This is a genomic window from Enterococcus sp. HMSC076E04 (assembly GCF_001814285.1).
Lineage (GTDB): Bacteria > Bacillota > Bacilli > Lactobacillales > Enterococcaceae > Enterococcus_B > Enterococcus_B lactis.
Genome location: NZ_KV815632.1, coordinates 4962 through 19414 on the forward strand (window position 1 = coordinate 4962; position 14453 = coordinate 19414).

Annotated in this window: 19 protein-coding genes and 1 tRNA gene; 10 read left to right on the forward strand and 10 right to left on the reverse strand. The window is 35.3% G+C overall.

The genetic code is table 11. From position 1 onward, the window contains the following. Positions 1 to 323 precede the first annotated feature (323 nt). Together HMPREF2961_RS12535 and HMPREF2961_RS15465 are read right to left on the reverse strand one after the other, a co-directional pair. Positions 324 to 710, reverse strand: coding sequence for a YxeA family protein (locus tag HMPREF2961_RS12535; protein ID WP_002308846.1), 387 nt, complete (start codon positions 708 to 710; stop codon positions 324 to 326). A 269-nt stretch (positions 711 to 979) separates the two neighbouring features. Then, positions 980 to 1129 (reverse strand): hypothetical protein, encoded by a 150-nt coding sequence (locus HMPREF2961_RS15465; protein ID WP_002293931.1) that lies wholly within the window; start codon positions 1127 to 1129, stop codon positions 980 to 982. 447 nt (positions 1130 to 1576) lie between these two features. Here HMPREF2961_RS15465 and HMPREF2961_RS12545 point away from each other — a divergent pair, with 447 nt between their 5' ends. After that, a complete protein-coding gene (locus HMPREF2961_RS12545) occupies positions 1577 to 1789 on the forward strand; it encodes a hypothetical protein (RefSeq protein ID WP_002314783.1) in 213 nt (70 codons plus the stop codon). A gap of 277 nt (positions 1790 to 2066) precedes the next feature. On the opposite strand, the gene HMPREF2961_RS12550 is transcribed toward HMPREF2961_RS12545, so the two are convergent. Continuing rightward, positions 2067 to 3866, reverse strand: coding sequence for a glycerophosphoryl diester phosphodiesterase membrane domain-containing protein (locus tag HMPREF2961_RS12550; protein WP_002313630.1), 1800 nt, complete (start codon positions 3864 to 3866; stop codon positions 2067 to 2069). 126 nt (positions 3867 to 3992) lie between these two features. After that, positions 3993 to 4589: a TVP38/TMEM64 family protein gene (locus HMPREF2961_RS12555; protein WP_002308851.1), complete on the reverse strand. Its 597-nt coding sequence runs from the start codon at positions 4587 to 4589 to the stop codon at positions 3993 to 3995. A gap of 370 nt (positions 4590 to 4959) precedes the next feature. Between HMPREF2961_RS12555 and HMPREF2961_RS12560 the strand changes: the two genes are divergently transcribed. Together HMPREF2961_RS12560 and HMPREF2961_RS12565 are read left to right on the forward strand one after the other, a co-directional pair. After that, positions 4960 to 5286 (forward strand): carboxymuconolactone decarboxylase family protein, encoded by a 327-nt coding sequence (locus tag HMPREF2961_RS12560; protein ID WP_070704884.1) that lies wholly within the window; start codon positions 4960 to 4962, stop codon positions 5284 to 5286. Positions 5287 to 5308: 22 nt separating this feature from the next. After that, the gene (locus tag HMPREF2961_RS12565) at positions 5309 to 5728 is read left to right on the forward strand and encodes a cupin domain-containing protein (RefSeq protein WP_002308853.1); all 420 of its coding nucleotides are present in this window, start codon (positions 5309 to 5311) and stop codon (positions 5726 to 5728) included. An 89-nt stretch (positions 5729 to 5817) separates the two neighbouring features. Here the strand turns inward: HMPREF2961_RS12565 and HMPREF2961_RS12570 are convergent, their stop codons facing one another. Together HMPREF2961_RS12570 and HMPREF2961_RS12575 are read right to left on the reverse strand one after the other, a co-directional pair. Beyond that, positions 5818 to 6171: a hypothetical protein gene (locus tag HMPREF2961_RS12570; RefSeq protein ID WP_070704888.1), complete on the reverse strand. Its 354-nt coding sequence runs from the start codon at positions 6169 to 6171 to the stop codon at positions 5818 to 5820. Continuing rightward, positions 6137 to 7477 carry a DUF1576 domain-containing protein gene (locus tag HMPREF2961_RS12575; protein ID WP_070704891.1) on the reverse strand — a complete coding sequence of 447 codons (1341 nt, stop codon included), beginning with the start codon at positions 7475 to 7477 and terminating at the stop codon, positions 6137 to 6139. The genes HMPREF2961_RS12570 and HMPREF2961_RS12575 overlap by 35 nt, the downstream gene beginning before the upstream one ends. Positions 7478 to 7732: 255 nt before the next feature. On the opposite strand from HMPREF2961_RS12575, the gene HMPREF2961_RS12580 reads away from it, so the two are divergent. Both HMPREF2961_RS12580 and HMPREF2961_RS12585 read left to right on the forward strand, forming a co-directional pair. Then, a complete protein-coding gene (locus tag HMPREF2961_RS12580) occupies positions 7733 to 8299 on the forward strand; it encodes a TetR/AcrR family transcriptional regulator (RefSeq protein ID WP_010727129.1) in 567 nt (188 codons plus the stop codon). A gap of 143 nt (positions 8300 to 8442) precedes the next feature. Beyond that, a tRNA-Ser gene (locus HMPREF2961_RS12585) sits at positions 8443 to 8530 on the forward strand. A gap of 51 nt (positions 8531 to 8581) precedes the next feature. Here the strand turns inward: HMPREF2961_RS12585 and HMPREF2961_RS12590 are convergent. The 4 genes from HMPREF2961_RS12590 to HMPREF2961_RS12605 form a co-directional block, all read right to left on the reverse strand. Next, positions 8582 to 9787, reverse strand: coding sequence for a site-specific integrase (locus HMPREF2961_RS12590; protein WP_070704897.1), 1206 nt, complete (start codon positions 9785 to 9787; stop codon positions 8582 to 8584). A gap of 137 nt (positions 9788 to 9924) precedes the next feature. Next, positions 9925 to 10821, reverse strand: coding sequence for a LysM peptidoglycan-binding domain-containing protein (locus tag HMPREF2961_RS12595; RefSeq protein WP_256277992.1), 897 nt, complete (start codon positions 10819 to 10821; stop codon positions 9925 to 9927). A 95-nt stretch (positions 10822 to 10916) separates the two neighbouring features. Continuing rightward, complete coding sequence (locus tag HMPREF2961_RS12600) at positions 10917 to 11117, reverse strand: hypothetical protein (RefSeq protein WP_002301774.1); 201 nt, start codon at positions 11115 to 11117, stop codon at positions 10917 to 10919. A 20-nt stretch (positions 11118 to 11137) separates the two neighbouring features. Then, on the reverse strand, positions 11138 to 11977 hold the full coding sequence (locus tag HMPREF2961_RS12605; RefSeq protein WP_002301773.1) for a LexA family transcriptional regulator: 840 nt from the start codon (positions 11975 to 11977) through the stop codon (positions 11138 to 11140). Positions 11978 to 12141: 164 nt separating this feature from the next. Between HMPREF2961_RS12605 and HMPREF2961_RS12610 the strand changes: the two genes are divergently transcribed. Genes HMPREF2961_RS12610 through HMPREF2961_RS12630 form a run of 5 tightly spaced genes read left to right on the forward strand, consistent with a single transcriptional unit; the run spans position 12142 to position 14448 of the window. Beyond that, a complete protein-coding gene (locus HMPREF2961_RS12610) occupies positions 12142 to 12390 on the forward strand; it encodes a helix-turn-helix domain-containing protein (protein WP_002301771.1) in 249 nt (82 codons plus the stop codon). A gap of 42 nt (positions 12391 to 12432) precedes the next feature. Then, positions 12433 to 13188: an antA/AntB antirepressor family protein gene (locus tag HMPREF2961_RS12615; RefSeq protein WP_002301769.1), complete on the forward strand. Its 756-nt coding sequence runs from the start codon at positions 12433 to 12435 to the stop codon at positions 13186 to 13188. Positions 13189 to 13208: 20 nt separating this feature from the next. Further along, the gene (locus tag HMPREF2961_RS12620; RefSeq protein ID WP_002301767.1) at positions 13209 to 13475 is read left to right on the forward strand and encodes a hypothetical protein; all 267 of its coding nucleotides are present in this window, start codon (positions 13209 to 13211) and stop codon (positions 13473 to 13475) included. A gap of 13 nt (positions 13476 to 13488) precedes the next feature. Beyond that, a complete protein-coding gene (locus HMPREF2961_RS12625; RefSeq protein ID WP_002301765.1) occupies positions 13489 to 13761 on the forward strand; it encodes a hypothetical protein in 273 nt (90 codons plus the stop codon). A gap of 18 nt (positions 13762 to 13779) precedes the next feature. After that, a complete protein-coding gene (locus HMPREF2961_RS12630; protein ID WP_002301763.1) occupies positions 13780 to 14448 on the forward strand; it encodes a hypothetical protein in 669 nt (222 codons plus the stop codon). Positions 14449 to 14453 lie beyond the last annotated feature (5 nt).

Below are 14453 nucleotides of genomic sequence, written 5' to 3' on the forward strand. Positions count from 1 at the left end.
AAGAATTGAACGAACGCCTGTAAGATAAGGGTTTTTCACTAGATTTAAATAATTAGTGATAGAAACATGCTGACTTTAAAATGAAAGCTGGTACCCATTTAGGTACTTAACACATATCGGCACCATTTATTCGGAAAAAGGGGGCTGTGACAAGAATTTTGTCCCAGCCTCTTGTTTGTATGGGAATCGATTCATTGCCTTGTTCTTTAGTTAAGGACTTGAAGAACAGGAAAGTGACTTCGAAGACCAATTCTATTTTTTTCTAAAATCAGTAAGTAAAAAAGCACTCACTTCGAGTGCTTTTTTGCGATATTTTCTTAGTGTTAAGATAGCCCTAATTTGTCTTTTACAGATGAAGGTACTTTATCGCTAGTGATTACTTTTTTCTCTATAATTCGCTTTTCGCTTGCTTTCAACTGCAAGATTGTTCCTTCGGGATAAGCAGAACCATTAGCAGAGTCGCCAGAAGTAATGACATCAAAATCCAATTGTCTTTTTTCACCGTTTTCAGCGTACGCATCTACGTTATATTTAAACCCTTTTCCAATTACTTCTCCATTATCTGCTTTAATATCAGTTTCTGCAGGCATCGGTGCTTTGATTACTGCATAATAATCTTTTCCAACATAAGTAGACTGATAGTAGTCCCAGCCTTTCCAACCTATAAAAGCAATCAATACGATAACGATTAACCCTAAAATTTTTTTCATGAAAATTCTCCTTTTTTATTTTTATTCTATAGAATATTATACAAATCATAACAAAATATCATCATCGAAACAGCTAACAAAATTGTCATAAAAAGCGACGATAATTGATATTAAAACTATATTTTTGTTTAGGTCAAGAACAAATGACAGATATAATGACCAAATGTATGTAAAAAATATAAAAAGACGTCTGTCGCGGATCACCGTTACAAACGTCTTCTATTGATTTTCCGAGATCTCATCAGTCGCCATTTGGAATGGGTCACTCCCTATCTAGATTCATTTAATGCTCGGACTGCTTGTTCAATTGTAATACCAAACGCAACGTTATTTTCGTTTTGTGCATCAATCGCCATAAAACGGTTAGAAGTTGTATCAAAGGCTACGCGGTATTGCATATTTGTTTTTGTAAACGTCATAAAATTCATCTCCTTTGTAATGTAATTCAGTTCTTGAAAGTTTCCTTTAAACTTTCGAACCTATAACAAGTTTAGCATCGTCCGTTTTTTCATGCAATTAAAAAGCATTTATCACTTTTCTTATTTATTTTTTCTTAAATCAATCAGCTGTTTTCTTTCAAGCCAATAAGTAGCCCAACCATCAACGTTACAAAGACTATTGCTTGGATATAAATCATATACTCACCCCTTGTAAATAATTTAGCAGGATAATGAAAAGAACACACGAACAACATAGGAATATAAACAAACGTTTTTGTCACAACATCTAGAATTATGATAAGAAAATAGTTATCTAAAAAGTAAAAAATAAATCAAATAAAAATAAAAAAATTAAATAAAACGTTTTCAATTGAAGGGAGATTTGTTATTATAAAATAAAGAAAAACAAAGAAAAGAGGGAATGAAATGGTAAAAGCAGAAGTAGGAAGATCTTATATATGTAAACCGATTGGCGTATCTCACGAACTAATTGGCTGTATTGAACGTACATATAACAACACGGCTGTCGTGTATGTTGAAAGTTATGACCAACGAGACTATCCAATCATTTATGAAAGCAAGTACCGCATGCTCGTAAAATTCTGTGATATTAGTGCACCTGCTGAATTGGTTTCTTAAACAGTATTTTTGAGAATTCGCAAGAACTCCCTTATAATATAAATAAAGACAGAAGGGAGCGAGAAGATATGCCTAAAAGAAAAAGTTCAGGGAAAATGGGAATTATTCTTGCAGTGATCTCTGCAATTCCTGCTATTTTAGCTATTGTTCGTGCGATGAAGGAATCAAGAGATAATTAAGGACACGTTATGAATGTCAAACAAAAAACGCATATACCTGCGGTAACAGGTTATGCGTTTTTTGTTGTATAAAAACTTATTTCATTAACGATTTTTGATTAGCCAACACCCAAAACAAAATTTAGTAGCTTGTCTGAATAAGTGATTTCTTCATCTGTTTGTTTCACACTTTCATTTAGTAGTCCCATCTCATCGGTTATGATACCATCCACACCATAAAACATCATGCGACTCATAGCATCTGAATCGTTGATCGTCCATACATATACTTTTTTTCCATCTTGATGGGCAGAATTAATGAAGTTACGATTGATCGTACTATACTCCATTGTCAAAAAATCAGCAGGCGTTACGGGAGGCCCAACGATATTGAAAGGCAAGATATAGCCCACATAAAAGTTTGGTTCTGCTTCTTTTAAATCAGAAACAGTTTGGTACGTCAAACTTTGCAAAATATGATGATTCTCTAAAATCGCTTTGCGGTATTTCTGAACAAATCGTTCGACCAGGTCATCTGAATCTTTTTTAGAGGTCTTAATCTCAATAAGTAATTTTTGGTTCAATTCATGCGCTTTTTCTAAATAAGAATCAAAAGAACACACAGGGGCTTGGAACCCATTTTCAGTAACCGTAAGATTTGTCAATTCTTTCAACGTCAAATCCTGTGGTGTTCGATTTACCCCAGTTAAGTGACGAAGATTTGCATCATGCATCACTACGAAACGGCCATCTTTTGTTTCCTGCACATCCATCTCTATATAATCAGGATGATAGTCTCTGCTTGTTTTTTCAAGTGCTTCTAAAGTATTTTGCGCCCCATTTTGCGTACTTACACCTCTGTGAGATACAGTCACTGGTTTTGTCTGAACTGCCGAAGTCAGATAATCCATATTGTAAAGACAAACGCCAATACCGAAAAAAACTGCAAAAAGGGTCAAACCAGTGTTTTTCAGCGCAGATAAATGCACGTTGGACGTTTGAGGCGTAAACCACTTGGGAATCTCTGGTAAGAAACCTTCGTCATCCATGAAATCAACGATGATATAAAAAATTCCTACAGTAGACATCACGATATTGAATAATAAAATTCCTTGTAAAAGCGTCATCGCAAATACAGCGCTGATCAATGCGTAATTCGGGAAAAATTCTTCAACAACACTTTGTGCCAAAATAACAACGATATATCCCAAAGAAGAAAGAAGTAAAATCGTACCGCCAATCACGATAAATTGCCCCGTGATAGCAAAAAGACGTGATTTGGTCAGCAACCAGCTTTCTCGAATGGATGCTCGAAAAGGTCGATCTCGTAAAATCATTTCAGGTAAAGCGAAAATCAGCCGAATCCCAATATAGCCAAGAAAAATGTAAACGAGTAAAAAGGAACTGACGACGATCCAACGGTTAGCAAAAATAAAATCCATGATAAAAGCAGGGATTTTTATTTTTGACAGTAGATCAGAATTGAAACTTAACCCGCTGATCGGTAGAATCAATAAAAAATAAGCAAGAAAAAACAGAAAAGTAATAGGTCTCACTTTCTTCAGTTGAAGTATCGTCAAGTGCAAGAGCTGCTTTAAAGAAACGGGTTCTTTCTTTTTAATAAAGAAGACACTCATCAAAAGAAATGCAAATTCGAAATAAACCAATAGTAAAATCGTCAATAAAACGGCGATTAACGACAGCAGAACTCCAGGATGCTGAGAGAAAATCAAAGGAATATTGTCATAAGACAAATAGTCAATTGCTCCTCGGTGCAAAATAAAACGAGTCGTACTGCTCAATAAGGGTAAACAAATAAATAAAATAAAGCCATGCATCAGCAAGACATCACGGAAATAAGCTTGTGTTCCTTTCAAAAAATCCCACGCGTTGCCTAAGCTACGTTTCAAATAATTCATCCTATCACCTACTTTCACATTGTAGCGCAAATCCAATGAAAAAGGAAAGGGTGCAATGTATCTTGCAGATCCTTTCCCAGAATTAACATTGGTAATCAATCAATAACTGATTTTGCAAAATAAATATTAACCAAGAAGACCACTTAGATATTGTCCTCCATAAATCAAAGCCATACTGTATAAGAAAATCGATAGTGGTTTAGCTATCAAAATAATCAGTGTATATCGTTTCATTGAAATGTTTGTCAATCCAGCCATCAAACATAACGCATCGTCCGGAGCAACAGGAAGAAAAATAGCTAGAGCAAACAGCTTCTCAAAGCGGTTTTGATTGTCTAACCAGCCAATATATTTGTTATAGGTCTTATCGCTGATCATGGAAAGAATGAATGGTTTTCCGTAACGTCGTCCTAGAAGAAAGATAATAATCGAACCAATACAGATTCCAACATAATTGTAAATAAAGCCAGCATAAGGACCAAATATCAGAACACCCGCTGCAGTGCTGATTCCTCCAGGAATGATTGGAATAACCACTTGCAAGATTTGGATGAAGATAAAAATGACCGGACCTAAAATGATCGAATCACCTACTAATCCTCTTAAAGCATTCAAATCTTTGAAAACACCTAAATTAATAAAATAAATCGTCAGCGCGATCGATAGACCTAATCCAATAATGGAAATGAAGTTTATCAGTTTTCGAGAGGCAGCAATATTCATTATTCATCAACTCCTTAGAGGTTCTTTGGTATCTATACTTTACTAGAAAAGCAACTGTCTGCGCCACTTTTTAAGATGACAGAAAACAAACAATTTTGTAAGTTCATCATACGTTCATTGTAAGTATAAAAGAATAATCTCAAAAAAACATCCAACTAAAGACTTATTTAATATCTTGTTTTTTCAAAAATAGAAAAAAGATAGAAAACGTTAACAATTATGCTTGGAAAGCATACTGATGGAGTAAACTAAGCATTGGACAGGTTAAAAAATAGGGCTTAAAATAAAATGCGAAGAAACAATAGATAATGATGTTACTTAAGAACAGTGTTTGAATCACCTAGCAATCACGAACGGAGGAAGTAAAAAAATGGCAGAAAAACAAACCGCAGGAAGAGATCAATTGGGGGAGTTTGCACCAAAATTTGCAGAATTGAATGACGATGTTTTATTTGGAGAAGTATGGTCAAGAGAAGAATTATCTCCTCATCAGCGTAGTATCATCACCCTATCTGCTTTGATCTCAGAAGGGAATTTTGAACAATTGCCGGCTCATCTGAAAATTGGCAAGCAAAATGGCATTACTAGTGAAGAAATAGCAGAAATCATTACCCATTTAGCTTTTTATGTAGGGTGGCCAAAAGCTTGGTCGGCTTTTAGTTTATTTAGCAAAAGAAATCTATCTAGAAGAAAATAGTGAAGATAAGAAAGAGGCATAAATGATGACAAAACACGAAGAAATACAAAAAGGCGTGATTTTTCCAGCAGGTGAAAAAAACGAAGCTTACGCTCAAGTATTTACCGGGCAAAGCTATCTGAATATGTTAGTAAACGATCCCGAAATTTCTGTTGGTGTAGGTAATGTAACTTTTGAACCAGGCTGTCGCAATCACTGGCATGTCCATACAGACGGTTATCAAATCTTACTTGTGACCGGAGGAGAAGGCTGGTATCAGGAAGAAGGAAAGCCAGCAAGACGATTAATGGCTGGAGATGTCGTCGTAACGCACAAAGGGATCAAACATTGGCATGGTGCGACAAAAGACAGTTGGTTTGAACATTTGGCGATCACTGCTGGTAATTCAGAGTTTTTAGAACCTGTAACAGATGAATTATACGAAGGATTGGAAAATCAATAATATCAAGCTTAGAACAGCTCCTAAAAGTAGATTTTTAATCGAACTTTCAGGAGCTGTTTTAGGTGGATGAAGCTGTTTTGTAGAATAGGCTAATAATAAGGGCGAGGAGAAGCACGCCGAAAAATTTTGATATTGATAATCGGCTGGACATACATGATTTCCACATCGTCAATCAAACTACCTAGCAGATGATAATCTTCCCGATCATGTCGAGGATTACCTAATAGCTCCTGATAGTAGATTTCCATGCTAGGGTCTCGAGGATTGTTCAGCAAATCAGCAAGTACATCTAGATCTTCTGGCTGAGATTCTGTTGTGCCCTGTATTTCTATGAAAAGTCCCTCCTCAGCAAATTCTACGCCAATACGTATTTCAGTTATTTCGTGGGAATATAGATAAGTAAGAAGCTCATCGATGATTCTTTTTGATAATTCTTTTTCCAAGTGTCTTTTTTTCCTTTCTGACAGCAGTAAAGTTATCTAGTATCGGTACAAGGATACCTGCAACGAATCCAGTTGAAAAACCACTGTTATATAAATTGAGTCCTCCGTGCAAAGTGCTGACGTTATGGACAAGAGCAACAAGAGCAATATGTAACATACCAGCTATTACACCGTAAAAACTGCCGTAAAAACCGCTTATGGGCGCGAGGCCTGTTCCAAACACAGCGGCAACGAGCATGCCGGTGCTGGTGATCTCATGAAACGTCCCAAACAAAGAAGCAAGAAAAATTCCGACTAGTATCGGAAAACTGTTTTTTAAATGACAACCAAAAGCACTGAAACCAACCGCAGATAAAATAGCACCGATGACAGGACCATTTAACTTACCACCAACCAGCAAAACATAAGAAGAAAGCATTAGACCAACTAGCCCCACGTTGATCAAAGTAGCACCGATACCAGAATTAGCAATGAAATCAGTTGTCAGTTTACCAGATGAATCGAAAATCTCTCGAATACCCGAAAGTCGAAAGGAATTATAATAGAAACCAAAACCGACTGTCAGCAAAAAAAAGCCGAAAATGATCCAGACGAGAGGGGAATGGTATTCATTGGAAACCAATGTATTCTCGACGATTGAGTAGCTGAACAATCGCAAAACAGCAGTAAAAGCCATGGCAATCAAGCCTGAGGTAAATCCAATATTATAAAGCGTGAACCCGCGATGGAAAACTAAAGTTTGAGCAGCTAACGGCGGAAGAAGAAGACCAATTGCTATACCAGCCAAATTTCCCAGTAGAATTCCTACTAGCAAAGGAAAGCGCATACCAAAAGTAATGTAACTAACGACCGGCGACAATGCGCTGCCGAACAGTCCTATCATAATATACTGAGAAAAAGGTTTATTGACAAATACAGCATACAGGTATACACCTAAAATGATCGAGATTGAATTATAAAGGTTTTTGCCAAAAAAAGAAAAACCGGTAACTGTTAAAATCGAAGCGAATAAGGGGCCATTTAAAATCACCTTTTGCCGGTAAGCCACAAGCACAGAAAGTAAGGTCAAGATCCCAACGTTTATAAATGCGCTTCCAAAACCACCCAAAGCAAAATAATCTGTCAGAAGATTGCTTGGCGAGGTAAGAATAGTCAGTAGACCACTCCAATTAGCGGCAGGTGTACCAGAAACTAAGCCAATAAAAAGAAAAAAAGCACCTGTAAAACTAAGATAAAAATATTTTCTTTTCTGTGAAACGATTCTTTTTTGAGGATGAATATAAATAACGTCAGTTTCGTTTTCCATTACACACCTTCTTTTTCGTTTTCTTTAACTATAACTTGAAATGAAAGATTTGGTCAACTATCATTTAGGTTAAAACTAAAAATGTAAGGGAACCCAGTGAATTTAACCAAATTTTTTTAATTTTGCAAAAAAAGTTAAAGAAGACTGAGAAAAAAATTTAAAATATAACGTTTTGAGTAAAATGTTTGCAAAAAATACTAAAAATAGGGTACAATAAAACAACATATACTGCAGTAAAGAAGTGGGGGAGTTTTAATGAGAAGAAAAGTCTATACCAAGGATCAAATTCTAAAAGCTGCTTATGATGTTGTTGCAAAGGAAGGGTTTAAAGGATTTACTGCGAGAAACATTGCGAAAAAGATGGGGATTTCGACTCAGCCAATTTATCTGGAATTCAAAAACATGGAAGATTTGAAAAATACGTTATTGGATTCGATCTTTGAACAACTAAAAGAAGATGTTTTCCCTATTGAGCGTACGGGTGATAAAATCATTGATCTCGGTTTGAACTATATCTACTTTGCAAAGAAACATCATAGTCTTTACATGGCATTGTACATTGATGAACATGGGGACGGAAAGAAAATTCATGATTTTTCTTACAACTATTTCCGTGAAATAGTCAAAGAAGATGAAAGATACAATCAATTATCGGATGATTATATCGATGCCTTGCATACTGGTACATGGGTAGCGGTGACTGGCTTAGCATCATTGATGTCATCAAACATCATGCATCCAACAGAAGAACAAATCATCGCACTGATCAAACGGACAATTGACTCGATTTTAGCACTAGATAATCCTGAAACAATCAGATAGTGTTCTATCATGATGAATTTGATCGGTAAGTCCGTTGGCTGTAAACTGTCAATGGACTTTTTTTGTAAAAAAACGGTTTCTGTTATTTATCTGTTAGAAATAGGCTTGACATTTCGTGGGAAAAGTTTAAAAATAGTACTTGCGGAAGGTTGGCAGAGTGGTAATGCACCGGACTCGAAATCCGGCGAACCGGCTAATACCGGCGCGCAGGTTCAAATCCTGTACCTTCCTTATATATCAACGATTAGACGCGATTTCGATCGTGTCTTTTTTTGTTGTAATTTAGCCTAAAATGTTTTTTGACTCCCCTTTTGACTCCCCCTGAGTACTATTCTTCATAAATGCTACAAAATTATTGATGACTTTTTTGTTTTGAGTTTCAGTTACATGAGTGTAAATATTTGAAGTAGTTTGAATGTCTGCATGCCCTAAACGTTCCTGAACATCTTTTAAAGAAGCTCCTGATTCAAAAAGGAGAGAGGCATGAGTATGTCGAAAACCATGAGTAGTGATTCTTTTAGTCAATTCTGGATGATGCTTATATATGACATTAAGCCACGAACGTGAAACTGTAGGGTTATAGAGAAGACCATCATGGTGAAAAATTAAGTTTTCGCTTTGGATTGTAACGATCGTTTTGTTTTTTGTATAATACTTTCTCAATAAACTGATCAAATCATTGTCCAGATAAATTTTTCTTTTTCCAGATTTTGATTTAGGAGTATTTACGATCAATCTCCCTTGATAACCTCTTGTTACAGTTTTATTAATATTGAGTGTTTTGCTCTTAAAATCAATATCCGACCAGGTCAGTGCAAAAGCTTCTCCTTTTCTTATACCTGTAAAAGCCAATAGGGAAAAGAATAAATATCTTTCATCATCATCGTTTCTTATTGCTTCTAAAAATTCGATTAATTCTTCTTTAGTATAAAATTCGATATTTTTATCTTCGATATCTAGAGCTTCTCCACGTGGAATAGAAACTAATTTCATAGGATTGCTAGTTATAATTTGTAAAGAAGCAGCGTAATCAAAAACATTAGATGTGTAATTTTTTATTTTCTTAAAAATTTTAGGATGGCTATCGGACCAAGTGTTTACTGCTTCTTGACAGAAAAAAACGTCTATTTTGTCAATGAACTTATCTCCAAACACTTTTAAGATGTGTGTGTCAAAAATTTGTTTGGTGGAGGACCAAGTGCTTTCTTTAACTGTCTTTTTATAATTTTCAAACCATAAGCCGTAAACATATTCGAATTTCTTGCTCTTTTGAGCTGTAGAAGCTTGCAGTCCTTTTTCCTGTATATCTGTCTCCAATCTTTTTAAAGCTCTCTCAGCGGCTAATGGCGTACTAAAACCTCGTCTCGTTGTTTTTCTTTTTTTTCCTGTTAGCGGATCAACTCCTAAGTACAGACTAAACTGATATTTTTCTTCTCCTTTTTTTGTTAAGTGCTTTTTAATTCGTTTATCAATTTCTTTTTTTGCCATCTTTTATCTTTCCTTTCGTACGTTTGTTCGGTTGTACAGCGGATTTCGAGATGGTAAAATAGGGTACAACAAATAGACCTACTTTACCGTAGCTCTTTGCACATTTGCGTTCTTGGTCGGGCGGCAAATGTGCTTTTTTATTTGATTCTTAATTCTTGTCCTGGATATAGGAAGTAATTATTTGGGTCGATTCCATTTAATGCAAACAATTGATCCACCGTTATGCCTACACGTTCTGCTACTTGTTTTGGACTTTCTCCTGATTGTACAGTAGTCGTCGAGCCGGCAGATGTTTCCGTAGACGAAGAAGCCGGTGGAGCTGGTTGTGGTGGCTGACCGGCAGGTACATAATCTTGCGGAACTGATTGTTCAGTCGTGCTAGGCGGTGTCACTACTTGTTCCATGTTTGAACTTGGAGTAGCTTCTGCGTAGTTTTCTACACTTTCCGCTGAGTAAGTACTACTAGTTTCAGGAGGCGTGTTCTGCGCAATAGCAGCTTGTTCTACTGTACTAGAAGATGTAATAGTACTTTCTGTTGTAGTCGAAGATGATTGTTCGTTGCTACTTGTTGAGCTAGTAGTTGTTCTAGAGTCTTTAGTTTTTTCCTTTTTGTAGGGTTTTAAAACTAATTTCTCTTTATCATCAGATTTATTAGATTTTTCTGGAGTCAAAATAATGTTTTTGTCTTCTTTGCTAACGGTATACTTGGCATCGTTATCCTTGTCTTTGTCGTCTTTCCAAGTCATAACATTACCTTCAAGAGTGTATTCAAATTTATAATTCATTTGATCAACTAGGCTTTTAGCAAATTCTTCTCCCATGGCTTCCCACTCATCGCTAGCTGTAGATTTCATTTTGCTTGTGTCAACACTAAAAGAAACGATATGATCAGAAAATGATGCTATCATATTTGGTTCGTCATCTTTGGTTGCTTCAATCAACCAATCATTAGCTTTTAAATCATCTGTGGTTACTTTTTTCCCACAAGCAGTGAAGAGTAGTAGGGAAGCAAGAACTAACAGACTTCCTATCATTTTTTTCATTTTTTATTCCTCATTTCTATGATATGATTTTTATTGGGGAATCTTAGAAATAAGGTTTCGAGTCCGTGTTGCTGCACGGGCTTTTTTTATTTAAATAAATCCCAAAAACTGAATGTAGTTTTCTTGTATACTTTATTGTAAGCAGCCTTTTTTGGGTCTTTAATCCATCCAGACCCCTTTTTACCGTAACCAGGAATCACTGCTTTTTTCACAGCTCTTTTTGCCTTTCCAGTAGTTCTAGCGCCGATAGATTTCTTTATGCTCGGTTTTCTCATTCCAATTTTCATTTTATACCCTCTCAAATTAATTATAGTTGGACAATATATACAACGACTTTCCCATAAATTTGAACGTATTTAGTATCATCATAATTAACCACAATATCAGTGAAAGAAATGTTAGAAGAATCAGGTCTAAAAATGATGCGATTATTTTGTTGATCATTTATATATCTTTTTACAGAAAATTCGTTATCGTTGCTAAAGACTACTATATCTCCATCTTTTAACTCATCACAGCTCTCTATTTTCTTTACAGCAATTAATGATCCATCAGGAATAACGTTATTCATGGAATCTCCATTTATTTTAGTAAAAAATACATCTTGATATCCTGCATATTTTCCCATGGCATAATCAGGAATAGCAATTTGCTCAATATGGTCTTGATCAAAAGCTTCGACTGAAGAAGGTATGCCGGCAGCAACAGAAGTGTCAAAAAAGTTATATTCTTGAATATCACTTGATAGAACTGTCATAATGTTTCCTCTATCAGTTTTAGTTCTGTTCAAAGTCATCCCTGCTGCATTTGCTTTTTCTGCTAACTCTACAAATTTATCAGCAACGAAACTTTTATTGTTTTCCTGTAATTCATCTAAAACTTCTTTCTTTAAATCATAATAATTGTATTCTCTGGAATATCTTGGATCTATATCAGATTTATCAACATTAAAAGCTTTAGCTATTAATTCAGCGTTTTCCATACTGATAGTTGATTTTTCAGTAAAATATCCCGATAGCGTCGTAACAGGAATACCTGTCATATCTGACAATTGTGCTCTTGTGTAGCCATGCGTAATTTTTTTTAAATTGTTAGCGATAATGGAGCGAGCTTTTTTATCTTCTTCTGATAATGGTTTTCTTGGCATGTTATTTTCTCCTCCTTTTTTATTAATAATATCGAATTAAATCAATATAAACAAGTATAAAGTAGTTTTATAACAGTGTTTTTTAATTTAAAAAACGTCAAAAATCGTTGACTGGTAGTATAAACTAGTATAAAATAATTTACATAAACGAAGGAGGAATAAAAATGGAATTACAAATTACTTTGGAGGCAGCTAGAGTTATGATGGGATATTCTTTAAAAGAAGCAGCAAAACTCTTTGATGTTCACCATCAAACCTTAGCAAATTGGGAACAAGATCCGAATAAAATGAAGCAAAAATATGTGCAATTAATACCAGAAATATACCATTTTCCAACAGCAAATATTTTTTTTGGAAGCAAAGACGAGTTTATACGATATAAACTTCATAACGATTCATTTTTAATAAAATAACTTATGAAAAACATATTTATTCATTTTTAAGGAGTGTAATCCATGAAAGAACTAATCAAAGTAACAACAAATGAGGAGAATGAGCAGTTAGTAAACGGCAGAGAATTGCATGAGTTTTTGGAGGTGGCAACAGAATACAAAAAATGGTTTAGTCGTATGGCGGAATATGGTTTTGTTGAAAATATAGATTTCGTAAGGGTGACCCAAAAATGTCCGACCCCTGGAGGAATTCAGAATATTACCGACCATGCAATGAAATTGGACATGGCAAAAGAAATCTCAATGATTCAACGAACAGAAAAAGGAAAACAAGCGCGTCAATATTTTATTGAAGTAGAAAAAGAATACAAACAACAATTACTTGATACTTCAAAGCTAAGTCCAGAACTTCAAATGTTCCAAGGAATATTTAACGCAGTAGCTAAGCAAGAGTTAGAGACAAAACGTCTAGCAACACAAATGGAGAATATTACTGAAATTGTGGCATTGAATACAACTGACTGGCGTAGAGAATGTCGAAAGCTCGTAAATAAAATGGCGGAAACCCAAGGCGGATACGGTGCTTATCAAGAAATTCAAACAGCGATATATGAAGAAGTTGATCGTAGAGCTGGCTCCTCTCTCAAAACTAGATTAACCAATTTACGTAACCGTATGGCTGGCGAAGGTGTTCCAAAATCCAAGCGAGATAAGACAAATAAGTTAGATGTAATCGAAAGCGATAAAAGGTTAAAAGAAATTTATCTATCTGTAGTCAAGGATTTCGCTATTAAGTATGGAGTTTGGAAAGAAAAATAAAATTCGATAGGAGGCAAGTCATGAATATTCTAAGCGAAGAGTTTCTGACTCGTTTGAGAATTGCAATTGTTGAAGTTGTGAAGGACGCACTTAATCAGCTTTCAAAAAAGAATCTTTCAGAAACACGATATTTGAAAAAAATCGAAGCTAGAAAGTATGTGGGAGGTGTAAATGATCAAGGCTTTGAGAAGCTAGTAGATCATGGGTTAAAAGAAATTCGTATAGATGGCTTTTTAAGGTATGACAAAAAAGACATCGATGAACTGATGGCTAAATACAAAATCTAAAAGGAGGACATACATGACAGAGATCACCATCACAGACGGACATATGTCTCATACCGTGAAAACAAAAGAAGAGGCACAACGTATTATTGATCGATATTTTCCGGAAGGGGAGTCAACTATGCAAATAAGAAAACCAATCGTTGAGCGCTCGAGTAGCAAAATGCTGCTCGCAACACTTGCCGAACACAAAAAGCCAGTATACAAAGCTCGTCAGCTGCAAGCACTTTGCTATATCAGCTTAGTTCTAAACGTCATTTTATTGTCTGTTGTCTTTGCCGTTTTATAAAAAAAGGAGGTTAGAAAATTGTCGTACAACAAATGGACAAGAGAAGAGGAGCAACTTCTTATTCAAAATGTCAGATACGACCATCGCGGATTTGTTTGTAATTGTAATGAATTAGCTGAGTTACTTGGGATAGATAAAAAGCGTATTTGGCCCAAAATCCATCAAATGCGTAAAAAAGATTTGATCGATGAAGTTTATTGGGATGATCCAATCGAACCGCCTAACAAACGTTACAGTCAGCAAGAAGATAAAAAAATAATTTCTATGTATCAGTCAGGTTGTCCAGTAACAATAATAGCGCAGGAATTGAATAGAACTGAGAACGCGATTCGCTGTCGTCTTAATATCATGAAGAAAAATGGACAATTAGAAAGCAATCGAAAACGCAGGTACACAAAAAGAGAAGTTGAGTTATTAATATCAGAAATTAAATTCGATAAAAATGGTTACGTATTAAATATTGATTATTTAACTAGACTACTGCATAGACCAAAGCACGAGCTTTTCAGAAAAATTTGTCTATTAAGGAAACAAGGAGAAATAACTATAAAACCCGATCGTACAAAGGCTAGTCAGAACTGGTATGACGTAATGAAAAAACAAATTGATAATCATCACAAACTGATAGCTGCTCGATATAGCTATCAAAAAAAGACACGACCGCCGGCAAGCAAAATCGTGTCATGAAAAAT